The sequence below is a fragment of the Mesorhizobium australafricanum genome, assembly GCF_033977265.1.
Classification (GTDB): domain Bacteria; phylum Pseudomonadota; class Alphaproteobacteria; order Rhizobiales; family Rhizobiaceae; genus Mesorhizobium; species Mesorhizobium australafricanum.
Genome location: NZ_JAVIIT010000013.1, coordinates 70,854 through 92,774 on the forward strand (window position 1 = coordinate 70,854; position 21,921 = coordinate 92,774).

Genomic DNA, 21,921 nt, shown 5'->3' on the forward strand with positions numbered 1-21,921 from the left:
ATATAAGCGGCTGCTTGACAAAGCGGTGCGACGGATAAGACGTTTGAATTTATTCGGGCGGCACCGCCCGGTTACACAAGCCTTGCAAACTCGTGGCAGCAAACACTGGATTGCCGTCCGGGCTATGCGAGCCATTTCACATACCGGGTCTGACAATCGCGCAATGGGTTTCGCCGAAGGAAACGGTCGCGTTTAGCTTCCGTTAGTTTTTGCGCAGGTGCTCAATTGTCGTCGCGCGAGGCCGGTGATAACGTAACGTCACATAGGGTCTCAGCGCCGCTGGCTGGGGGTTGGTGTGATTGATCTCGCACTCTGGCTGAATCCTCTAAACGGTGAGAACCCGTCGGGAGAGGACTTGCGCAACGACCCGGCCTTTCATGAGCTGGAGCGCCTGACCGAAGCCCAGCTCAAGGTCGTCCACGATGGCGGCAACAAGACCTCGCAGACCACTGTCCCGGTAGACTGGCCGGCCGTTCTGGAAAAGGCAGAGGAATTGCGGCGCCGCGGCCGGGACTTGCGTCTGCTGGTTCTCGTCACGCGCGCTCTCGCCAATGAAGAAGGTCTGGCCGGCCTCGCCCAGGGGCTGGCGTTGATTGCGCGGACCTTCGAGCAGTACTGGGACACGATGCACCCGTCGCTGCGGACGGGCGCGCCGCGCGAGGCCGCCTTGCGCCGCATCAACGCGCTGCTCGATCTGCAGAACGGCCAGGAAGGCTTGCTGGCGAACCTCAGGCAGGTGGTCTTCTTCTCCCCGCGCGCGATCGGGCCGATCAGCGGGCGGGACCTGGAACAGGCGGCGCTCGACGAACGCGTCATGCTGCAGGAAGCAGCCTCCGGCCTGGGGACCGCCGAAAAGGCGGCGCTGACGAGCGCCCACAATCAGCTGCTGAACCGCGTGCGCACCGGATGCGCGGCGCAAATCGATCAAGCGGCGGACGCAATGACGTCGCTGCTGGCCGACGCGCGTGCCACGATCGCCGCCCTGGACGCGGTCGACGCCGCGCTCAACGCCCGTATCGAAGGCAATGGCGCCACCGTCCCGGAATTGAAGAAGTTCCTGCAGCGTTTGCTGACGACGCTGGAACGGAATTCCGGCGCCGTGGCGAACGGCGCCGCGAAGCCTGCTCCGCAGGCAGCCGAACCAGCAATGCCCGCCCGAAACGGTCATGGAGCCGAGACGATGGCAAGTGTGGCAAGCCCTTTGGAAGCGAGCACCGGTCTGCCGGACCGGATCAACTCGCGCGACGAAGTCGTCAAGTGCCTCGACCTCGTCGTCGCCTTCTACGACCGCACCGAACCGTCGAGCCCCATCCCGCATCTCGCCCGGCGCGTGCGCCGGATGGTGCACATGGATTTCGTTGAACTGATGGAAGATCTCGCCCCGTCGGGGCTGAAGGAGTTCCGGCTGCTTGCCGGTGTTCCCGATCCCAAGAAGCCGGCCCAGAAGGATGAAAGGTAGAAAAGCATGCCAGCAGAGAGCAAAGCGAAGGTCATCGAAAGAAACCGCGCGCCGCGCGTGCAGATCGCCTACGACGTTGAAACCTACGGCAGCCCGACGACGATCGAACTGCCGTTCGTCATGGCCGTGATGGCCGACCTTTCCGGCGCTTCACAGACCAGGGAAGCGTCGAAGTCGGTTCTCGACCGCAACTTCGTCGAAACCGACGCCAACCGCTTCCCGAAATTCATGGAAGCGATGGGGCCGCGCGTGAAGGCGCGGGTGAAGAATACCCTGCCGCAGGCCGAGGGCCAGGAGCGGGACGAAGAGCTCATGGTCGATCTCACCTTCTCCAAGATGGGCGACTTCGCGCCGGACAAGGTCGCCGAGCAGGTCCCGCAACTGGCCGAGATCCTGAAGATGCGCCGTCAGCTCGAGGAGCTGCTCGGCTTCATGGACGGCCGCGTCGACGCGGAAAAGCGCATCGCGCAGCTTCTGAACAACGAGCCGCTGCTGAGCAAGATCGCCAGCCAGGCGATGGATGACGGCAAGGGCGAGGAGTAAGTCATGGCCGAACAGCAAAAGACCGCAGCCGCCACCGCCGAGGCGGAAGCCATCGATCTTGGCGAATTCAGCGGACTTCTGGAAAAGGATTTCAAGGTCAAGAAGGACGACAGCGAGAAGCTGCAGCAACTGGTGCGCAACCTGGCGCTTGCCGCGCAATCGCGCTCCGAGACCACGACCATCTCGTCGAATGCGATCAAGTCGATCAAGTCGCTGATCGCCGGCATCGACAAGATGCTGACGACGCAGGTGAACGAGATCCTGCATGCGCCGGAAGTGCGCGAGATGGAAGGCACCTGGCGCGGCCTCTGGTACCTGATCAACAACACCGAGACCGATACCAAGCTGAAGATCCGGGTGATGAACATCTCCAAGGAGCAGCTGGCCGACACGCTCGAAGACTATGAAGGCCAGATGTGGGACCAGAGCCCGATCTTCAAGAAAGTCTACACGGACGAGTATTCGATGCTGGGCGGCGAGCCGATCGGCTGCATTATCGGTGCCTACGAGTTCTCCAACCATCCGCGCGACGTCGGCCTGCTGCGCAACATTTCCGGCGTCTGCGCCTCGGCGCATACGCCGTTCATCGCCGCCGCCTCGCCACGGCTGTTCCGCATGGACAGCTGGCAGGAACTGCCCAACCCGCAGGACCTGCAGATGATCGTGAACAACCCGGCCTATGCATCGTGGCAGTCGCTGCGCGAAAGCGAGGATGCCCGCTACATCGGCCTCACCATGCCGCGGGTGCTGGCGCGCCTGCCCTACGGCTCCGAAACCGTTCCGGTCAAGGGGTTCACCTTCGAGGAGGAAGTGGGCGGCGACCACAACAAATATGTCTGGATGAACGCGGCCTTCCCCATGGGGGTAAACATCAACCGCAGCCACAAGCTCTACGGTTGGGGCACGCAGATCCGTGGCGTCGAAAACGGCGGCACGGTGCTCAACCTGCCGGTGCACGCCTTCCCGACCGACGACGGATCGATCGCGATGAAATGCCCGACCGAGGTCGCCATCGACGACCGGCGCGAGGCGGAGCTAGCCAAGCTCGGCCTGATGCCGATCCTGCACCGCAAGAACACCGACCTCGCGGCCTTCATCGGCGCGCATTCGCTGCAGGATGACGAGACGCGGGCCGGGCGTCTGGTCGATCCGGACGCGCAGTCGAACGAACGACTGAGCGCCAACCTGCCCTACCTCTTCCCGGTCTCGCGCTTCGCGCACTACCTCAAGGCGATCGCGCGCGACAAAATCGGCTCGTTCAAGGAACGCACCGACATGGAGATCTGGTTGACCGAATGGATCAACCGGTACGTGCTGGCCAACCCTGCCTTTGCCGACGACAAGGCGCGCGCCAAGCGCCCGCTCGCCGCCGCCGAGGTCCAGGTCGACAGCGTCGAAGGCCGGCCCGGTTACTACAATGCCCGTTTCTATCTGCGTCCGCACTACCAGCTGGAAGGCATCAACGCCTCGCTCCGGCTGGTGTCGGAACTGCCGTCGGTGAAGGGCTGAATCGTTAAGCAAAGTCATCTTGTTTCGTAGCGGTGGAGAAAGACAATGCCAGACAGAACCGATGCGCCTTCGATGAAGATCGACGGCTTCCTGAAAGTCCCGGACATCAAGGGCCCGAGCAAGCGCGACGGCCATGAAGACGAGATCGAGATCCATGGCGTCGACTACAAGATGATCGCGCCCTACGACCCGAATTCGCTGTCGCGGCGCGGCCGCGTATCGATGGGTATGATCAAGTTCTTCAAGCATTACGACAAGTCGTCGCCCTACCTGAAGAAGGCTCTGTTCGAGAACAAGGCGCTCGACGAGGTGGTGTTCTCGGCCCGCCGCACAATCGACGGCGAGACCAGCGATTATCTGGTCGTGACGCTCACCGACGCTTCGATCATGGAATACGACATGCGGCAGGCTCGCGATGAGGCAGACCTGATCGAGGAAGAAGTCAGCTTCGCCTACAAGAAGATCAAGTTCGTCTACGACAAGGACGACGAGATCGAAATGGACGTCTATGTCGGCAAGTGAGGCCAAGAGGCCTGGCGCGAAAGCGCAGCTTGCCGGCAGTTCCCGGGCAAAGCGCGAGGCGGTCCAGCCCTCCCTTTGGGATCGCCTCGTCAACGACTTGCCCGGCCTGACGTCGGAGATCGACGGGCTGCGCCGTCTGCTGGAAGAAGAACTCGGCGCCGAGCGCGTCGAGGCACTTCTCGCCGGCAGCGCGCGTGCCATTGATGCCGATGCTGAACTCACGTCCGAGCAGAAAAGGCGCCTTCATAGGCTTGTCTTCCAGACCGAGCATCGCACCGAAATCGAAAGCCGGGGCGTGGTGGTGTCGGCGCGTGTGCTGCGGGAAGCCGTCCGGCGCGACATCGAGGCCCTGTTCAACACCGAGCGTTTCGAGTCCGTACCGATGCTTTCCGACGCCGAGCACGAACAGCCCCTGGACGAACTGCCGCCACTCGCCGATTTTCCGGAAGTGCGCCGCAGCGTCGTCAATTATGGCGTGCCGTCCTTTTCGGGCCGCTCGTCGCGGGATTTCGACCGCGATACCCTGGCGCGCGAGATCCGCGCGGTGCTTGCCACCTTCGAGCCGCGTCTCAAGGAAAGCGCCACGACGGTCAATGTCACGCTTGGCGACAAGAGCGTCGGCCTCAAGATCGAGATCGACGCCGTGCTGATCATGACGCCGACGCCGGAACGCATGCGGCTGCGCACCACGATCAACCTCGACAACGGCTTGGCGCGAACCGAATTCAGGGATACCTGAGATGGATCGGGTCTTCGTGGAGTATTACGAAGAGGAACTTACCCATATCCGCGCGCTGGCCGCGGAATTCGCCGACATGCATCCGGCGGTCGCCCGCAACCTTTCCCTCGACACGGTCCCCTGCCCCGACCCTTATGTCGAGCGGCTGCTCGACGGCGTGGCCTTTCTTGCCGCGCGCACGCGGCTGAAGGTCGACGCAGAGCGCTCGCGCTTCTCGCGCGCCGTGCTCGACGTGCTTTATCCGGACCTGGTGACGCCGGCGCCGGCGGTGGCGATGGCCGTGCTGAAACCCGGCCAGCAGGTGCAGGCGATGATCGCCGGCCATGCCGTGGCGCGCGGCACGCGGCTGGTCTCCAGCCTGCATCCAGGGCTCTCGACCCGCTCGACCTTCACCACCGCGCAAGAGGTCACGCTGTGGCCGATCGCGATCAATTCGGTCAGCTATTTCCAGGACCGCAGCGCGCTGGCGGCGGCCGGCATCGCGCCGGTCGGCGGCGTGCGTGGCGAAGCGGCCTTTCGCATCGCGCTCGCCCGAACCGGAAAGGGCAAGCTCAGCGAATTGTCGCTCGACCGTCTCGATCTCTATTTCGCCGGGCGCACCAAGGCGCCGCTCATCTTCGACGCGATCTTCGGCGCCTGCTCGGCCGCCGGCGCGCGCGCGGAAGGCAAGACCAATCCGCTCACGGCGCTGCCCGAGCCCGAAATGATCGGCATAAGCGACGACGAAGCGCTGATGCCGCGCACCCGCCCGACCTTCGAGGGATACCGGCTGCTGCGCGAATATTTCATGATCCCCGAGCGCTTCCACTATGTGCGGATCGCCGGACTGCAGCCTGTGGTGCGCAAGTGCGATGGGGGATTAGAGATCATCTTCCTGTTCCGGCGTCCGGTGCCGGAGCTTGCCGATGTGACGGTGGCCGATTTCGAGCTGTTCGCAACCCCGATCATCAATCTCTTCGAACGCGAATGCAACGTCATCGAGATCGATCCGCGCCGGACGCGCCAGGTGCTGCACGCCGACCGTACCCGTGCGCGCGACTTCGAGATCTTCCGGGTCACCAGGGTGGAAGACGCCGACGCGGAAGGCAGCGAGGCGATAATTCCCGAGTTGTTCAGCCTGGGACAGAACCGCGGCAGCGGTTGGGTTTATTCGACGGAGCGGCGCCCGCGCCGGGCAACGGAAGACGAGCGGCGCGACGGCCTGACCCGCACCTCCTACACGGGCGACGATGTGTTCCTCGCCATCTCGCGTCCGGCCGGCAGCCAGCCCAACCGGCCACTGAAGCGGCTCGACGTGATGGCGCTCTGCACCAACCGCGATCTGCCGATCCTGGACGACACGCCCGCGCTGACGCTGGAGACCGCCGATCCGGTGGAAGCGGTGCGGCTGCTGGGCGCGCTGCGGCCGCCGCAGCCGGCGATCCCGGCAGCGCTGCCGGCCGGCGCGGAAGGCGAATCCCGCGCCGACAATCTCGCCTGGCGGCTGGTGGCACAACTCTCGCTCAACTTCCTGAGCCTCGCCAAGGAAGGCCGCGGCGTCGATCCGCTGCATGCCTTGCTCGATCTTTATGCCGACCGCGGCGATCCGAGTCTTGCCCGCAACGTGCACTCGATTACCCGCATCGACTCGCGCCCGGTGATCGAGCGGCTCAAGATCGACGGGCCGATGTGCTTCGGACGCGGCACCGAGGTGACGCTGCATGTCGACCAGTCGGTGCTGGCAGGCCAAAGCTCGCTGCTGCTTTCGGCACTGCTTGCGCGGCTCTTTGCCCGCCATGCCGGGATAAACGGTTTCGTGCGGACCCGCACGCGGCTGCTGCAGAAGCAGGAGGATGTGCCATGGCCGATGACGCCCGGCAATCGCTACCTGATCTAGCGCGGCCTGCGCCGAACGAAGGCGAGGCGCTGTCGGAGAGCTTCGACTTCTTCGAGCTGCTGCGCCGCCTGGAGCAGCGACGCGGGCTGTTCGGCCATTCCGGCCAGGCCGACCGCGAGCCGGCAAGGCTCGGCCAGCATGTCCGCCTGAGCTTCTCGGCGAGGGACGTGGTCAAATTCCAGGATGCCAGGGACAAGGCTCCGGCACGGGTGACCGTCGCCAATCTCGGCCTGCTCGGGCCGGAAGGGCCGATGCCGCTGCATCTGACGCGCTGGGTGCTCGACCGGCTGTCGCAGCGCTGGTTCACCGGCGCCGACGCCGAGCAGACCAGCGACACGACCTTCGTCGACTTCGTCAACATCCTGCAGCATCGCATGATCGCGCTCTACTACCGCGCATGGGCCGACGCCCATCCGGCGGTGCAGGTCGAACGTTCGGTCGGCGGGCGCGTTCGCGCCATGCTTGAAGCGATGGCCGGTATTGGCCTTCCCGGTACACAGGATCCCGAGCTCGACGTGGTGCGGCTGCGCCAGGCTGGATCGCTGGCCAGCCAAGTCGACGGCGCGGAACGGCTGACGCTGTTCCTCGCCACGGCCTTCAAGGTGCCGGTGCAGATCAAGGAATTCGTCGCCGCCTGGATCACCATACCGACGGCGCTGCAGAGCCGCGTCGGCAAGGCCTATGCGGCGCTCGGCGGCGGGGCAACGATCGGCCCGCGCGTCTTCAGTCGGCAGAGCCGGATCGAATTGCGCATCGGTCCGCTGAGCCTTGACGACTTCAAGTCGTTCCTGCCCGGAGAACGGCGCCTCGCCCTGTTCAAGAAGGCGGTGCGCGACATGATCGGGGAAGCGCTCGACGTCGATCTGCGCCTCGTGCTGGCGCGCGACGCCGTGCCTCCGCCGCGCATGGGAACCATCCAGCTCGGCCGAACCTCCTGGCTTTCACGCCCCGCCGAAGAGGGGGATGCTGACGATCTCAGGTTGCACACAGTCGTCGGGTGGCGGCCGGAAATGGCGGAGGCAGCCGCATGAGTCTGCTTCTGACCTTGGAACAAGGCCCGCGCTCGCAGGTGGTCAGGCAGACCCGGCTGGACGAGGGCGAGTTGGTGATCGGCCGCAGCGCCGATGCCGGCTGGCAGATCGACGATCCGGACATGTTCGTCTCACGCGCCCACTGCAAGATCAGCGGCGGCCGCGATGGCTACTTCGTCACCGACACGTCGAGCAGCGGATTGTTCATCGACGATTCCGACAGCCCTCTGGGTGCCGGCAGGTCGACGCGGCTGCAAAGCGGCATGCGGCTGCGCATGGGCGACTATGTGCTCCATGTCGATGTCCAGCCAAGCGCTAGCCACACGTCGGTCGGTCAGGCGCCGATCGCCAACCATGCCGCGCCGGCATGGTCACCGCCCCGATCGCGGACGCCACCCAGCATCGGCGGCGACGACTTCTTCTCGGCCAAGGCCGAGGAAGAGCCGCAGCGGCCGCGCCCGGCCGGGCTGCCGGATCCGTTCGAGCAGCCTGTGCCCGGGGCTTACGATCGCGCTTCTAGCCAGCGCAGCTCGCCGGCCTTCGACGACCCGTTCAGCCTCGATCCGGTGGCGACGCCGGCCTCGAACGAAGAGCCCGCCGCTGGCCGGTCGGATCCGTTCGGTTTCGGCGAGATGCCATCACGCAACGATATGGCCGAGCCCGCGCCGAAACCACCCGGCTTCGATGACGATTTCAGCTTCGGGCCAGCCGCGACGCCCCCGTCCGGCAGCGGCGCCGATCCAGCTGGTCGCGTCGAGCGCCCCGCCGAAAAGCCGCAAGCCGCTCGCCCCTGGGAGATACCGGTGCAGGTGGCCAATCCCCCTGCTCCGCAGCCGCGCCCCGTGCCCAAGCCGCCCAAGCCATCACGTCCCACGCAACCGGCGCCCAGCGACATGGCGCTGCGCGCCGCGTTCCTGCGCGGCATGGGCGTCGAGGAAGCCGATTTTCCCGGGCGCGATGCGATCGCCGAAATGGAAAAGTTCGGGCGGGAATACAGGCTTATGCTGGATGGCCTGATGCAACTCCTGCGCAAGCGCGCCGAGGAGAAGGGAAGCGCGCGCGTCGCCCAGACGATGGTCGGCGCCTCCGAGGTCAACCCGCTCAAATTCCTGCCGACGGTCGAGGATGTCATCGTCACCATCATCGCGGAACGCAGCCCGGGTTTCCTCTCCGGCGAGGCGGCGATCGGCGACGCGGTGAAGGACCTTGCGCAACATCACGTGCGCGCGTGGCGCGGCGTGCAGGCAGCTCTGCGGCGCATGATCGACCGCTTCGATCCGGCCGCGATCGAGGAAGAGCTCAAATCCAATTCCGCGATCGGCAACCTGCTGTCCGGCGGACGCAATGCCAAGCTGTGGGAACTCTACCAGAAACGCCACCGGGACATCGCCCAGAGCGCGGAATCGAGCTTCCTGGGCGAGATCGGCGCCGACTTCAGGGACGCATATGAAGAGGAGTAGGACATGATCGACAGACGCGAATTCATCGTTGCCATCGGCGCGACGGGGCTGCTTGCAGCTTGCCAGAGCGGCCCGCCGAAACCATCGGTCATATCGGTCAACGTGACCGGTGGCGCCGGCATGAATCCCGGTCCGGGCGGCGGCGACCGGCCGGTGACCGTGCTGGTGATGCGGCTGGCCAGCACCGGCAAGTTCAATTCGGCCGACTATTTCGCGCTGCAGGGCGATGCCGGCTCGGCGCTCGGCGCCGACCTGATCGGCTCGGACGCGATCTCGGTCGCGCCGGGCAAGACCGCGGCAAAGACCATCACGGTCGAGCCGAACGCGACGGCGCTCGGCTTCGTCGCGCTGATCCGCGAACCCGGCGGACGCAACTGGCGCACGACAAAGTCGGTATCGCCGGGGTCGAAATTCACCATCAATGTCAGCCTCGGCAAGGGCGGCATTTCCGCTTAGAGCATGATCCCAAAAAGTGGGAACCGGTTTTTGGAAAAGATCATGCTCCTGACCCAATCGACAGCAGATGGTTCCGTGCAGAGAGTAACGGCATGAGCGATGCAAACAGGGTGCTGTGGTCGGAGGGCCTGTTTCTCAGGACCCAGCACTTCCAGCAGCAGGACCGGTTCTTCGAGGGAATGGTGCGCGGCGCCTTGCAGGCCGGCCAACTCCATACGTTCGGCTTCCAGCAACTGACGCTCGACCAGTCGCTGCTCGATGCCGGGCAAGTCTCGATCGTGTCCGCCCGGGGCATCTTCCCGGACGGCACGCCTTTCTCCATCCCGGAGCTGATGGACGCGCCAAAGCCGTTGCAGGTGACGGCCGACACCGGCGCCGGACCGGTGCTGGTCGCCCTGCCGCTCGAACCACCCGGCGGCGTCGGGTTCGATCCGGCGCATGCGACTTCGACAGGCGCGCGCTATCACGGCAAGATCGTCTCGGTGCGCGACGCCGTCCTGAGCGGTGCCGACCCGGAAGACATCGAAATCGCCCGGCCGCAAGCGGTATTGCTTGCACCCGGCAAATCGGTCGGCGGCTATACCGCTTTGCCGATCGCCGACATAAAAGGTATCCGCGCCGATGGCGGCATCTCGCTCGATGAGACGTTCCTGCCGCCGACACTGATCACCGGTGCGGTCCATTGGTACCGGCAATTGCTGCAGGAGGTCGTCACCGGCCTCGACCAGATCGCGGAAGCGCATGGCAAGATGGTGATGGGCGGGGCCGGCCGCAGCGTCGAGGACCTCCTGATGCTGCACCTTGCCAATGCCGCGCGGCCACGGCTTGCGCATATGCTGGCGCAGGATGTCTTCCATCCGGCCGAGCTCTATCTCGAACTTGCCGGCCTCGCCGGCGAGATGGCCACTTACGGCTCGAGCTCGCGGCGGCTCGGCGAACTGCCCGCCTACGACCACATGGCACCCGGCCCCGCCTATATGGCACTGGCCGACGCCTTGCGTTCGCTCATCCTCAGCCTGCGCTACATCGAGCCGAAATCGCGGGCATTGCCGGTCATGCGGCATGCGACCAATGTCTGGAAGGTGCGCATAGACAACCCGAAGCTCCTGGTCGCCAGCCGCATCGTCATCCGTGTCGGATCGGACCTGTCGGAAGACGCGCTGCGCAAGATCTTCGTCAATCAGGCGACCGTCGGCGCCGCCGACCAGTTCGAAGGGCTGTGGAAGTCGCGCCTGCCCGGCATTCCGCTCAAGCCACTCCATTCGCAGCCACGCGAAATCCCCTATGACGGCGACCGCCTGTGCCTGGAGCTCGACCAGAAGAGCGAGCATTGGGCCTCGCTGCTCGACGCCCCCGGCTTCGTCATCGGCGTTTCCGGTGTGCTGCCGAGCGAGCCGCAGGTCGACTGCTATTCGGTGAACAGGTGAGGCCATGAGCCGGGATGATCCTTTCGGACTGTCGGAGGATCGCGAGCGCACACGCATCCGGCTGACTGGTGCCGCGCCGCGCCCGATGGCGCCGCTGGCGCCTGGAGCGCCGGCAAAGAGAGCGCGCGCGCATCCCAACACGCTCATCAACATCTTTGCGCCGCTGCTCGAATTTGCACCGGAGCTCGAAAGTGCGCTGGCGCCCGAGAACCCGGAGGTGATGCGCACGCGCCTGCTCGACGAGCTGGTGCGGGCCCGCGACGCCGCGGTGGCGGCGGGCTCGTCGCTGGAGCGCGCCGACCAGGCGGCCTGGGCGGTGGCGGCGCTGCTCGACGATCTTGCGCTCAACACGCCATGGGGCGGCGCGAGCGCCTGGCCGCGCCAGCCGCTTGTGGTCATGCTGCGCGGCGACGTCGATGCCGGCACCCAGTTCTTCGCCCGGCTTGACGAGCTGGAGCGTCACCCGAACCGCGACCGCGAGATGCTGGAGCTGCAGTATTACTGCCTGGCGCTTGGCTTCCGCGGCAAGTATCGGGTCCCCGGCCGCGCCGGCGACCGTTCGCTCAATGCCGTGCGCGTGGCCGCGGCGCGCTTCCTGCGCAATGCGGATGCCGAGGGCGCGCCACTGTCGCCAAACTGGAAAGGCGTGATCGCCTCCGACGAGCCACAGCGCTTCATCGTGCCGATCTGGGTGATGGCGCTTGCCGCGGTTGTCGTCGCCGCGGCTGCCTATATCGGCCTGTCGATGGGCTTGAGCAGCCAGGCGGTCGAGCTGTCCGCACTGGTGCGCACCCTGCCCCCGGCCTCGCGCGGCGACGTCACCCGCGCGGCTCCCAAGCAGGATGCTCCTGAACCAGAGGCGCCGCAGCCGGTCGATTTCGCGCTGCTGCCGGAATTCAAGGCCGAAGCACCGGACAACCTCAAGGGGGCGCTCAGCGGCACCGAGAGCGTCTCGCTGGCCAAGCTGGTCATCCAGTCCTCCAATCCAGAGCTGTTCCAGTCCTCGCGACCGACGCTGACCGAAGGCTATGAGCCGCTGATCGCGTCGATCGCCAAGGTGATCGTGGACAACAAGGAGCTGATCGGAAAAATCACCGTCGTCGGCCATACCGACAATGTGCGCCTGCAAAAGTCCAACCCGTTTGCCAGCAACCAGCGGCTGTCGGAAGCGCGAGCCGAAACCATAGCCAAGCTTCTGGTGCAAGCCGGCGTGCCGCAGGACAGTATCTCTTCCGAGGGTCGCGCTGAAACCGAACCGGTGGCCGATAACTCGACGCGCGAGGGCCGCGCGCTCAACCGGCGCGTCGAGGTCCTGGTCGAGAAGAGGCTCTGAGATGTTCATCCTGCGCTTCCTCTGGGCCGTCATCACCTCGCGATTCCTGTGGACGCTGATCGGCATTGCGCTGCTTTCGCTGTTGATCTGGGTATTCGGCCCGATCGTGAAGGTCGGTCCTTACGCGCCGTTCGAATCCGACAATGTGCGCATCGCCATCATCGCGGGGCTGATCATCCTGTGGCTAATCTGGCTGATCATCGCGCAGCGCCGCGCGATCCGCGCCAACCGCATGTTCGTCGCCGAGATCGCGGCGCCCGTGGCGGAAAAGCAGCTAACCCCCGGCGAGGAGAGCGTCGCGGCGGTGGGCGCCAAGTTCGGCGAGGTGATGGCGGAACTGAAGCGGCGCAAGCTCGGCGGCCGCAAGTTCCTGCGCGAGATGCCCTGGTACGTGATCGTCGGACCGCCGGCCACCGGCAAGACCACGGCGTTGCGCCAGTCCGGGCTCAATTTCCCGATCGACCTCACCGATGATTTGCAGGGCGTCGGCGGCACGCGCAATTGCGACTGGTTCTTCTCGGAGAACGCGGTGCTGATCGACACGGCCGGCCGCTATGTCCAGCAGGAGAGCCAGCCGGATGTCGACGCGGCGGAATGGCTGGGCTTCCTCGACCTTTTGAAGAAGCACCGGGGCCGGCGCGCGCTCAACGGCGTCATCGTCGCGCTGTCGATCGATGCGCTCTCGGAGGGAGACGAGGCGATCAAGGCGCATGGCCGCAAGATCCGCCGCCGGCTGGCGGAGCTCAACGATCGGCTGGAGATCCGCCTGCCCGTCTACCTGATGCTGACCAAGGCCGACTTGATCAAAGGCTTCGAAGCGTTCTTCGGCGGCTTGTCGACGACGGCACGCGAGCAGGTGTGGGGAACCACTTTCCCGCTCGACGCGCGCGTCAACGCCGGCACGATCCAGACGGAACTCGCCAGGCTCGCCACCGAGCTGGAGCGGCGGCTGGTGCCGCGGCTCGAGGACGAGGACAAGCTTGGCCAGCGTGCCGAGATCTTCCGCTTCCCGGCACAGCTCTCCAGCCTGTCCGAGCCGATCCAGGTGCTTGTCGAAGCGATGTTCGGCGAGAGCCGCTACGAGGAGGCCGCCTGGCTGCGTGGTCTCTATTTGACCTCGGCGACGCAGGAAGGCGCGCCCATCGACCGGCTGACCGCGGCGCTGTCCTCCTCCTTCGGGCTGCCGCCGCGCCGCGCCATGCCGGCGGCGCGTGTCGAGAAACGCAGCTTCTTCCTGCGCAATCTCCTGACCGAAGTGATCTTCAAGGAAGCCGGCCTCGGTACGTTCGATCCGCTGGCGCAGCGTCGCCGCGCCTGGATCTGGCGCGGGGCGGCCGCCGCCTGTGCGCTCGCTGCCTTGCTCGCCGGCGGACTGTTCACCTGGTCCTATCTCGATAACCGCAATGCGATTACCGAACAGGCTGGTCAGTTCGAGGCGTTGCAGGCGCCGCTGACGGACGTAGCCGCCATGCCGGCTGCGGTCGAACAGCCGACCATGGACGGCGCGCTGGCGGCGATGGATGCGGTGGCGACGGCGCGCACCGCGCCGCCGGATGCCGTCCACAATCTGCTCGGCCCGACCGCTTCGGCGGAGTTGGTGCGCGCGCAGACCGACACGTACGACCATGCGCTGCGCAACGTGCTCGAGCCGCATATGGTCGCCCTGCTCGAAGCGACGATGTGGCGGCAGATCCGCGATCCGGATTTCATGCTCGGCGCGCTGAAGACCTACCGCATGATGACCGGCCTGTCGCAGATGGACACCGATTTCGTCCAGAACTGGTGGGTGAACAATCTGCCGCAATTCGCGCCGGCTCCGCCCTTCCCGACCGCGGACGCCGAAGCGCACCAGCTTGCTGCGATCCGCCGCATGGCGGTCGACGACACCTACATCGCGCCGGACAAGGAGCTGGTCGCCGAGGCGCTGAAGACGGTGTGCACGATCTCGCTGCCGGAGCGCGCCTATAAGCAACTCCTGGCAGACCCGGAAGTGGCAGCCGTCAAGGAATGGGTGCCGGCCAATTTCGCCGGGCCGAACGGCGCGAAGGTGTTCGCGCGTCGCTCCGACAAGACGCTGCGTGTCGGCGTTCCGGGCCCCTACACCTATGCCGGCTTCCATGACGCGATCCTCGACCGGGTGGAGGATGTCGCGGGCCAGGCGGCGTTGGACCGCGCGGTGTTTGCCGGCGGCTGTTCGGAGAATTCGGAGACGTCGGTCTCGGCGCTGTCGGAAGACATCCTGAAGCTCTATTACGACGACTATATCGCGCAATGGGATAGCTTCCTGCGCGACATGCGGTTGGCGCCGCTGACCGACCTCAACGTCGCCAGCGAGAACCTCAAGGATCTCTCGAGCGCCGACTCCGCGCTGAAGCGCCTGCTGACGGCAGTGGTGCAGGAGACCGACCTCACCCGCTCCGATGAGGCGCCGGCCGACGACAAGAGCGGCGGTGCCGCCAAGACCGGATCGAAGCTCTTGAGCAAGCTCGGCAAGCTCGGCAAGGTGGTGACGACAGGCGCGAAGCTCCTGCCGCGCGCCGGCTCCGCCAACCAGGTCGATATGACCGGCAGCCTGGTGGCCGAGCATTTCAAGCCGCTCAAAGGCACGATCGCTCAGGTGGACGGCCAGCCGCCGGCGCTCGACGCGGCGATCGTGGCGCTGACGGCGCTGTCCAATGTGCTGCAGACGGTAACCGCCAATCCCGATCCGCAGGATGCGATCAAGAAGCAGGGTGGGCTGGCCGAATTGACAGGCGCGGTCGCCAGGCAGGCGCAGATCCTGGCTTCGCCGATCAACGACTGGCTGGGCGGCATTGCCGGCGACACCAGCGGCCTGTCGCAGAAGGCGGTCACCAACGAGCTCAACGCCATCTGGCGGGCGGACATCCTGCCCTTCTGCCAAGCGGCGCTCAACAACCGCTATCCGTTCAGCCCGGACAGCGCGGTCGACGTCAATGTGCGCGACTTCCAGCGCCTCTTCGGGCCGACCGGCCTGATCGATGCCTTCACCAACGACCATCTGATCAACTATGTCGACACCGCCAGCGAGCCCTGGAAATGGCGCGCCGATTTCGGCCTCGATCCGGCAGCGCTCGCAGCGTTCGAGCAGGCAAGGCATATCCGCGACGACCTGTTTCCCGGCGGCACCGGCCCGGTGATGAACTTCACGCTGGAGCCAAAGGATCTCTCCCCCAACGTGACGCGGGTGACGCTCAACCTCGATGGCCAGAACCTGGTCTATTACAACAACGCGACCAGGCCGCAGCCGATGACATGGCCGGGCAAGGACGGCACCGGCGTGATCTCGCTGGCCTTCCAGCCTGTCGACGGCTCGCCCGAGGTTATGCTCAACGAAACCGGCAGCTGGGCGTGGCTGAGAATGCTGCGCGGCGGCCGCTTCAATGCGACCAAGCTCACCGACGTCTACAGCCTGCGGCTCGGCACCAAGGGAATGTGGGCCGATTTCGAGCTCAAGGCGGCCAGCGTCGAGAACCCATACACACTCGAAATGTTCAAGAAGTTCACATGTCCGCCGCAGATATGAACACCGGCTTTTTCGGCAAGATTCCAGCGACGGGGGATTTCGTGGCCTGGAACCTGCCGCGTACCTTTATCGACCGCTGGGACCGGTGGATGTCGATGGAATTGCGCGCGCGACCAGATGAGGATGACCTGGACTCGCGAGTGTGGCGCTTTGTTGTGCAGGCTGGGATTTTCGGCGACCAGCCCTGTGCCGGTGCCTGGCGCATGAGCGAGGACCGCGTCGGGCGGCGATACCCCTTCGCCGTCGTCCGGCTCGGCCCACTGCCCGACCCAGCCGATCCCTGGTTCGATGCGACGGCCAAGCTCGTCCGTAGCGTGGTGGACGAATTGCGGACGTCCGGCTGGATAGGGGCACAGATCGCCGCGCTGCCGCAACCGCAAAGCCTCGAAAGTCGCCACCGTATCGCCTTCTGGCTCGACGATTGGGAAGTTCAGGAATTGAGCTTTTCCGATATCCACGACCTCGCAGTGAACGGTCTGCCAGCAATGCGAGCGGCGCGTGGGGCACCGGAGGTTCAGTAGGCCGTGTCCAACAACGTCTATGCCGAGAAAATGGGATTCTTCCATCAGGGCAGCGGTGGTACCGGCACCGCTCCGGGAGATGTCTGCCTGAGCCCGCCTCCGCCGCCCACAGGCCCGGTGCCGGTACCCTACGTCAACATGCTGCAGGCCTCCGACCTGACCAAGGGCAGCAAAAGCGTGAAGATTCAGGGGAACCCTACTGCGCTCGAGAACTCGTCTGAGATAGCCACCAGCAGTGGCGACGAAGCGGGAACGCAGGGCGGCAATGTCATAACGCACAGAACGAAGGGGAAGGGCACCTTTCAGCTCTGGTCATTTGTCGTCAAAGTCGAGGGAAAGGGCGTGTGCCGGCATGGCGACCCGCTCGGGCAGGCCTGCGGCTCCCAACCATTCGGAATTATCGATCCGTCGGCGATTGTGGATATCCAGGCAATCGTCGGCACTGAGAATTTCGGCCAACCTTGCCCCCCGGGCAAGGAAAAGGCGCCCGAAACCGGCACAAACGATGCTCAGAGGCAGAGTGTGCGGGGTGGTCCCTGCTGGTCGTGCGGCGCGGCCAAAAATGTGGGTACCTACAAATCGGGCCGGGCCTTCGACAAAGGCGACCGGTTCGTCGCAGACCATCAGCCGCCGCAATCCGCAGTCTGGGCCATGGGCGGGTGCCGCAATGAGGCAGCCTTCAACCAATGGAAGAGATCAAACGCGGCGGTTAAACCTCACTGCACCACGTGCTCCAACAAGCAGGGCGTGGAAATGCGCGACAACCAAGGCAAGAGCGTGCTGGAATATCTGGCGCTCGGCTGGCCAGGATAGCAGGATATGGTGATGTCTCTGGCCTCGCTCTACGACGAAATTCTTACGCGCTATGTAAGCGATCTTGGCGTGGCCCAAGGTCAGTCATTGAAGTGGTGGAGCGAACTCATTGCGCGAGAGATGCAGGCCGGGCGGCCGAAAGTGGAGGCAGAACGCATGTGCAGGATGCGTTGGCCCATGGGAGCGGCTTCGCATCCTCGCATCATCGAGGTTTACCGGCGCTACTTTCTCAAAATCGGAGAGATCAATGAAGAATTCTTGAGCCAACAGATCGTGGACAGCGGCTTCAATGATCCTGAGCTTTGGTACATCGGCCCCGAGGATGAAGACGATGAAGGCGACAGCAACGCGCTGATTCAGCCGGCTGTGCTGTTACTGGAGGGTCTGGGAAGGCGCGACATGGAATTGCGTGATTTCATGCTCCATTTCGTTTTCCTGCCAATCGGAATGGACAGCGAAGGCATCATCCGATGACGAGGGAAGCCCCCCTTATCTTCCACGACACCGAACTCGGCGGCAACCGATTGCTTGCCCAGCCACGTGACCTGCCGCTCGGTAACGTGGCGGAAATTCCGCTCGAAGCCGCACCACAGCCTTACCGCCAACTCTTCCTGTCCTATGCCGAGGAGCTCGATCGGGCATGTGCGACGGCTATAGCATGGTGGAACAATCTGGTTCGGAGATCGATGGCGCGGGACGGGCTTGATGAAATGCAGGCTATGCGCTTCAACTACGAACAGAGGCCTGCAGGGCCGGCGTCGCGGCCGGAAGTCGTCTTCGTCGTCCGGGATTATTGGCTGAGAATCGTCGCTCTCAACGAAACGGACGGGCGGCACACCGGCGTCGCACCGCAGGTCCTGCTCCTGGGCTGGCTGCCCGGCAACGGCCATCCCGATCTCTACAGTGTACTTACCGCTATGCCTTATTGGCCGATTGGCCTCGACGAGAACGGTAACTGGTGCTGAGCGATGGCCTTCGCTGTCTGGCTTGAAAACCGTACGCCCTTTGCAACTGCGACGCACGTCCAGGTCGATGCCGAAGGCCAGGAAATACTGGTCGCCTTATTCTCGGTGAGTTTCGACGCGCTCGACGGGGCACCGGAACTGCAAGTCTCGGAAGACCAGATGCCAGTCTCGCTACGGGACATCCCGTTCGGCGATCCGGCAAACTCCTCCAACCGCTACGAGGCCGATATCGCACCACTCAAACCGGGCGCTGAAGTGCTGGTCAACGGGTCGGCACGCGCGCCAAATCATCGGCCCGTGGCGGAGATGCAAGTCGGCATCCGCCTTGGGGCGCTACAGAAGGTACTTAACGTCGTTGGCGACCGCGTCTACCACGCTGGCAGCTACAGCCGACCGGCCCCGTTCCTCGCCATACCGATCGTCTACGAGCGGGCTTACGGCGGCACGCTGCCGGACGGGCGGCTCGACCGGCGCAACCCGGTGGGTGTCGGTTATCACCGCGCCCGCTCGGCTGATCCGGCGGTGCGCACGCAGGCTCCGAATGTCACCTATCCGGGCGAGCCCTGTTCCAGCCCGTCGGACCGGCCGAGACCGGCCGGTTTCGGCCCCCTCGGGCGAGGCTGGCTGCCGCGTCTGCCGCTGGCCGGCACCTATGATCAAGCCTGGATCGACACGCAATGGCCGCTGCCGCCGAGGGATTTCGACCCTCTCTACAATCTCAGCGCTCCAGCCGACCAGCATCTGCCGCAGGTCCGCGGCGGCGAGCCGGTCTCGATCATCGGTATGACCCCGAACGGCCGCTGGGATTTCCGCCTGCCGCAGGTCGTCGCACCGATTCGTCTTATCTATGATGATCGGGTCGAGCAATGCAGTTTCAACATCGACACCGTGATCATCGAACCGGACCTTTGGCGCGTCACGCTCAAGGCACGGCTGGCGCTGCCAACAAGGCGCAATGCGCCTAGCCTGCGTGAGATCGTGTTCGGTCACCCATCGCCCGGCTGGCTCAATGCACGGCGTAAGCGGAAAATCTATCTCGATTTACGCGGCGGCGACGGCATGTTGCGCGATCAGCCGGTGTGGCGGCCATGAAGCGGCCGCTCTACGTCGCAGGCGCAGGCGCCGTCACGCCTGCCGGGTTGAGCGCGAGACAAACAATCGCCGCCATTCGAGCGAGCCTTTCGGCCTTCGAGGAAGTCCCGCTCGCCAAACCCTTCGGAGCACCCCAAGTGGTCGCGCGCGTACCTGCCCATCGGCGCCTTCACCGCAGCGATGGCGAATGGCTGGTCAATATGGCTGCGCGCGCCATCAACGAGGCGCTTGGTACGGTCGATCCGGCAGTGGCGGTGGCTACCGTTCTACTGGTCACGCCACCGGAAAGCTTCCGCAACCATCCGGCCTTTGAAGAAATTCCGGCGCGCGATTTCCTTGCCGCGATAATTGAGAGAACCGGCCGTAAGTTCCACCCCGCCTCGCGCGCCATAGACGGTGGAGCTGCGGCGAGCCTCGGCCTGATCGAACAGGCGCTGAACCTGATGGAGGAGCAAGGCGTCGCGCAAGTGCTGCTGGGCGGGGTCGACAGTCTCGTCAACGACGCCGATCTTGCCCGACTCGGTCAGGCCGGGCGGCTCAGAGGCGCCAACGCGCAGGGCTTGGTGCCGGGCGAGGCGGCGGTCTTCGTGCGCCTGATGCGCGGGCCCGGACGCGAACCTATGGTGGCCGCCATCCATGGCGTCGGCCTGTCCCAGGAAACGGACACCGTGCTTTCGGAGCGCTACAGTCAGGGACGCGCTATGCTCGGCGCCCTGCGCTACGCGGTGAACGGCTCCGGGCCTTCCGAACCGGACATCGACTTCGTCATCAGCAACGGCAATGGCGAACGCTACCAGGGGTTGGAGATGCTGATCACCCGGCCACGCTTCTACCGCACCCGTCGCGAGTTGATGGCGACCGCCTATCCGGCAATGACGGTGGGCGACATCGGCGCCGCCAGCGGCGCGCTGACGCTGATGCTGGCGGCTGACAGTTTCCGCGATGATTACGCGCCGGGCGCTGTCGCCATGTGCGAGGTGACCTCGGAAAGTGGCCTGCGCGCTGCCGCTGTCATGGTGGGGGCGAGCAGAGTCTAGATAGACTTACATCCAAGCGGGATAGCGGCGCGTCCTGCGCCAGTTAGCCAGCGTCGCACCCGGCTCCGCAAGCGCCGCGCGCAGGGCGTCGAGTCGCAAACGCCGCATCGAGCGGAAGGTCCCGTGGCCGCGCCCGCCGCGGCCTTCGTCCCACCAAGCGGCGACCTTGTCGGCGACCGGCAGCGGCTCGTCTCCAGTGAAGTCCGGCCCGAGCAGCGCCGGATCGACGGCAAACAGCGCCAGATCGTTGAAATCGACCTCGAAAAGGTCGCGCAATGCCAGTCCGGCGGCTTCGGCGAGTTCCGGCTCTCGCATCCGCTCGATCAGCCAGGGCATCACCGCGCGATCGCCTAACAGGCCGATGGCCCTGGTGGCCACGATGCGCAGCGCAGGCTGGTCGAGCCGCGATTGCAGCCATTGCTTGCCAGCCTTGCCGGGGGTAGTGAGCAATCGCAGTTCAATTGCGTGTGCGGCCAGGTCCTGTTGGTTCAGCACGATCTGGTCGAGAGCCGGATGAGCCGAACGCGCCTCACCCAGCAGGCAGGCGGCGAAGGCGGCTGTCAGGCGCTCGCGCGCAAGATCGGCGTCGAGTGCCGCGATCACCGGCACCAGCAGGTCGCGGCGCTTGAGGGCGCCGGCCAGGCGAAGGGCACGCCGCCTGACCTCGGGATCGGCATCGACAAGCAGGTCGGCGAGCCTTGCGCCGGGATCGATGCAATGATGCTGAAGCGCAGCAAGGCTCAGGCTACGCCGGAGCGGATCGCGCCCAGCCAGCCACTCCGCGACGAAGGGCTTCAGCAAATCACGCGGCGTTCGCGCCACAGCACCGGACAGGCTGCCGACAGCGAGTGCACCGGTTTCCTCGCTCGCCGAAAGCGCGATCTCGATGGCCTCGCTTTCGCCCGAGCGCAGCGCCGCGACGCCCAGGACAAAAATCTCACCTGGTTCGGCGAAGTCGGCGACCTGCGTCCGTGCCGCCTGCCAGCCACTCTCGCCGGCGGCCATGAGACCTTCGATGTTGGCTTCCAGCCGCTGGTCGATGCGGCCGACGTCTGTCTCGTCGAGAAACGGCCGATCGATCTCGCGACGGCGGCGCAACCAGAGGAATGCAGCGTCGCCAGCATGTTGCGCGACGAGCGATGCTATCGAGGCGATCCGCTGCATCGGTACCTCAGTTGAGATGCACGGCCCCGCCGCGAATACGGTTGGTGCCACTCGCCTGGCTGGTCAACTGGGTGCCGCGAACGGTCACCCGTCCATCCCTTTCCAGGATAATCGATGCCAGACCGCAACGCAGCTCAATGCGCTCTTCCGCCGTGATGACCACACGTTTGCCGTCACGGATCACCTCCAATTCCTTGCTCTTGGGAGAAGGATCGATGATGCGACCGACAACCAGAGGGCGCATTGGGTCGCCGCCTTCAAAGAGTAGGGCCAGTTCCGAACCGACTACCGAAGGGTCTAGTACCGTCAGGCTGCGCGCGGCGACCGCAGTCTCGCGTGGATTGCCGACGAAAACCACCAGCGGTGCGCCGTCTTCGAAGCCGATCAGCAGGCCGATGACAACGCCGTCGATGCGATCCAGCACTTCCAT

General features: G+C 65.1%; 20 protein-coding genes. 18 read left to right on the forward strand and 2 right to left on the reverse strand.

Annotation, left to right across the window (positions count from 1 at the left end; all coding sequences use genetic code 11):
- Positions 1–295: 295 nt before the first annotated feature.
- The 18 genes from tssA to RFM98_RS22950 all read left to right on the forward strand — a co-directional run bounded on the left by tssA (position 296) and on the right by RFM98_RS22950 (position 20,327).
- Positions 296–1,459, forward strand: coding sequence for a type VI secretion system protein TssA (tssA, locus tag RFM98_RS22865; RefSeq protein ID WP_320310956.1), 1,164 nt, complete (start codon positions 296–298; stop codon positions 1,457–1,459).
- A 6-nt stretch (positions 1,460–1,465) separates the two neighbouring features.
- Entirely contained in the window at positions 1,466–2,002 is a 537-nt protein-coding gene (gene tssB / locus RFM98_RS22870; RefSeq protein WP_320216159.1) for a type VI secretion system contractile sheath small subunit, read from the forward strand.
- Positions 2,003–2,005: 3 nt separating this feature from the next.
- Entirely contained in the window at positions 2,006–3,511 is a 1,506-nt protein-coding gene (tssC, locus tag RFM98_RS22875; RefSeq protein ID WP_010910844.1) for a type VI secretion system contractile sheath large subunit, read from the forward strand.
- A 72-nt stretch (positions 3,512–3,583) separates the two neighbouring features.
- Positions 3,584–4,033 carry an Hcp family type VI secretion system effector gene (locus RFM98_RS22880; RefSeq protein ID WP_164772067.1) on the forward strand — a complete coding sequence of 150 codons (450 nt, stop codon included), beginning with the start codon at positions 3,584–3,586 and terminating at the stop codon, positions 4,031–4,033.
- Positions 4,020–4,772, forward strand: coding sequence for a type VI secretion system baseplate subunit TssE (gene tssE / locus RFM98_RS22885; protein WP_320216158.1), 753 nt, complete (start codon positions 4,020–4,022; stop codon positions 4,770–4,772). Before RFM98_RS22880 ends, tssE begins: the two co-directional genes overlap by 14 nt.
- A 1-nt stretch (position 4,773) precedes the next feature.
- Complete coding sequence (tssF, locus tag RFM98_RS22890; protein ID WP_320310957.1) at positions 4,774–6,648, forward strand: type VI secretion system baseplate subunit TssF; 1,875 nt, start codon at positions 4,774–4,776, stop codon at positions 6,646–6,648.
- Positions 6,612–7,679, forward strand: a complete 1,068-nt coding sequence (gene tssG, locus RFM98_RS22895) for a type VI secretion system baseplate subunit TssG (protein WP_320310958.1) — start codon at positions 6,612–6,614, stop codon at positions 7,677–7,679. The genes tssF and tssG overlap by 37 nt, the downstream gene beginning before the upstream one ends.
- Positions 7,676–9,139: a type VI secretion system-associated FHA domain protein TagH gene (gene tagH, locus RFM98_RS22900; RefSeq protein WP_320310959.1), complete on the forward strand. Its 1,464-nt coding sequence runs from the start codon at positions 7,676–7,678 to the stop codon at positions 9,137–9,139. The genes tssG and tagH overlap by 4 nt, the downstream gene beginning before the upstream one ends.
- 3 nt (positions 9,140–9,142) lie before the next feature.
- The gene (gene tssJ, locus RFM98_RS22905) at positions 9,143–9,595 is read left to right on the forward strand and encodes a type VI secretion system lipoprotein TssJ (protein WP_095765815.1); all 453 of its coding nucleotides are present in this window, start codon (positions 9,143–9,145) and stop codon (positions 9,593–9,595) included.
- 92 nt (positions 9,596–9,687) lie between these two features.
- Positions 9,688–11,022, forward strand: a complete 1,335-nt coding sequence (gene tssK / locus RFM98_RS22910) for a type VI secretion system baseplate subunit TssK (RefSeq protein ID WP_320310960.1) — start codon at positions 9,688–9,690, stop codon at positions 11,020–11,022.
- Positions 11,023–11,026: 4 nt separating this feature from the next.
- Entirely contained in the window at positions 11,027–12,355 is a 1,329-nt protein-coding gene (gene tssL / locus RFM98_RS22915) for a type VI secretion system protein TssL, long form (RefSeq protein WP_320310961.1), read from the forward strand.
- Position 12,356: 1 nt separating this feature from the next.
- A complete protein-coding gene (gene tssM / locus RFM98_RS22920; protein ID WP_320310962.1) occupies positions 12,357–15,899 on the forward strand; it encodes a type VI secretion system membrane subunit TssM in 3,543 nt (1,180 codons plus the stop codon).
- Positions 15,881–16,420: a type VI secretion system-associated protein TagF gene (gene tagF / locus RFM98_RS22925; protein ID WP_320310963.1), complete on the forward strand. Its 540-nt coding sequence runs from the start codon at positions 15,881–15,883 to the stop codon at positions 16,418–16,420. The genes tssM and tagF overlap by 19 nt, the downstream gene beginning before the upstream one ends.
- Positions 16,421–16,423: 3 nt before the next feature.
- Positions 16,424–17,233, forward strand: coding sequence for a PAAR-like domain-containing protein (locus tag RFM98_RS22930; protein WP_320310964.1), 810 nt, complete (start codon positions 16,424–16,426; stop codon positions 17,231–17,233).
- A 12-nt stretch (positions 17,234–17,245) separates the two neighbouring features.
- The gene (locus tag RFM98_RS22935; protein ID WP_320310965.1) at positions 17,246–17,707 is read left to right on the forward strand and encodes a hypothetical protein; all 462 of its coding nucleotides are present in this window, start codon (positions 17,246–17,248) and stop codon (positions 17,705–17,707) included.
- On the forward strand, positions 17,704–18,198 hold the full coding sequence (locus RFM98_RS22940; protein ID WP_320310966.1) for a hypothetical protein: 495 nt from the start codon (positions 17,704–17,706) through the stop codon (positions 18,196–18,198). The genes RFM98_RS22935 and RFM98_RS22940 overlap by 4 nt, the downstream gene beginning before the upstream one ends.
- Before the next feature lie 3 nt (positions 18,199–18,201).
- The gene (locus RFM98_RS22945; RefSeq protein WP_320310967.1) at positions 18,202–19,290 is read left to right on the forward strand and encodes a DUF2169 family type VI secretion system accessory protein; all 1,089 of its coding nucleotides are present in this window, start codon (positions 18,202–18,204) and stop codon (positions 19,288–19,290) included.
- On the forward strand, positions 19,287–20,327 hold the full coding sequence (locus RFM98_RS22950; protein WP_320310968.1) for a hypothetical protein: 1,041 nt from the start codon (positions 19,287–19,289) through the stop codon (positions 20,325–20,327). Before RFM98_RS22945 ends, RFM98_RS22950 begins: the two co-directional genes overlap by 4 nt.
- A gap of 6 nt (positions 20,328–20,333) precedes the next feature.
- Here the strand turns inward: RFM98_RS22950 and RFM98_RS22955 are convergent, their stop codons facing one another.
- Together RFM98_RS22955 and RFM98_RS22960 are read right to left on the reverse strand one after the other, a co-directional pair.
- The gene (locus RFM98_RS22955) at positions 20,334–21,491 is read right to left on the reverse strand and encodes a hypothetical protein (protein ID WP_320310969.1); all 1,158 of its coding nucleotides are present in this window, start codon (positions 21,489–21,491) and stop codon (positions 20,334–20,336) included.
- Positions 21,492–21,498: 7 nt separating this feature from the next.
- Positions 21,499–21,921, reverse strand: coding sequence for a DUF6484 domain-containing protein (locus tag RFM98_RS22960; RefSeq protein WP_430682339.1), 423 nt, complete (start codon positions 21,919–21,921; stop codon positions 21,499–21,501).

Bases quoted from the DNA above. Each gene is read 5' to 3' on its own strand.
- tagH (WP_320310959.1), top strand. From the start codon at position 7,676: ATGAGTCTGCTTCTGACCTTGGAACAAGGCCCGCGCTCGCAGGTGGTC.
- RFM98_RS22945 (WP_320310967.1), top strand. From the start codon at position 18,202: ATGGCCTTCGCTGTCTGGCTTGAAAACCGTACGCCCTTTGCAACTGCG.
- RFM98_RS22935 (WP_320310965.1), top strand. From the start codon at position 17,246: ATGTCTCTGGCCTCGCTCTACGACGAAATTCTTACGCGCTATGTAAGC.
- tssM (WP_320310962.1), top strand. From the start codon at position 12,357: ATGTTCATCCTGCGCTTCCTCTGGGCCGTCATCACCTCGCGATTCCTG.
- tssL (WP_320310961.1), top strand. From the start codon at position 11,027: ATGAGCCGGGATGATCCTTTCGGACTGTCGGAGGATCGCGAGCGCACA.
- RFM98_RS22955 (WP_320310969.1), bottom strand. From the start codon at position 21,491: ATGCAGCGGATCGCCTCGATAGCATCGCTCGTCGCGCAACATGCTGGC.
- RFM98_RS22940 (WP_320310966.1), top strand. From the start codon at position 17,704: ATGACGAGGGAAGCCCCCCTTATCTTCCACGACACCGAACTCGGCGGC.
- tssK (WP_320310960.1), top strand. From the start codon at position 9,688: ATGAGCGATGCAAACAGGGTGCTGTGGTCGGAGGGCCTGTTTCTCAGG.
- tssF (WP_320310957.1), top strand. From the start codon at position 4,774: ATGGATCGGGTCTTCGTGGAGTATTACGAAGAGGAACTTACCCATATC.
- tagF (WP_320310963.1), top strand. From the start codon at position 15,881: ATGTCCGCCGCAGATATGAACACCGGCTTTTTCGGCAAGATTCCAGCG.
- tssJ (WP_095765815.1), top strand. From the start codon at position 9,143: ATGATCGACAGACGCGAATTCATCGTTGCCATCGGCGCGACGGGGCTG.
- tssB (WP_320216159.1), top strand. From the start codon at position 1,466: ATGCCAGCAGAGAGCAAAGCGAAGGTCATCGAAAGAAACCGCGCGCCG.
- tssC (WP_010910844.1), top strand. From the start codon at position 2,006: ATGGCCGAACAGCAAAAGACCGCAGCCGCCACCGCCGAGGCGGAAGCC.
- RFM98_RS22960 (WP_430682339.1), bottom strand. From the start codon at position 21,921: ATGGAAGTGCTGGATCGCATCGACGGCGTTGTCATCGGCCTGCTGATC.
- RFM98_RS22880 (WP_164772067.1), top strand. From the start codon at position 3,584: ATGAAGATCGACGGCTTCCTGAAAGTCCCGGACATCAAGGGCCCGAGC.
- tssG (WP_320310958.1), top strand. From the start codon at position 6,612: ATGGCCGATGACGCCCGGCAATCGCTACCTGATCTAGCGCGGCCTGCG.
- tssE (WP_320216158.1), top strand. From the start codon at position 4,020: ATGTCGGCAAGTGAGGCCAAGAGGCCTGGCGCGAAAGCGCAGCTTGCC.
- RFM98_RS22950 (WP_320310968.1), top strand. From the start codon at position 19,287: ATGAAGCGGCCGCTCTACGTCGCAGGCGCAGGCGCCGTCACGCCTGCC.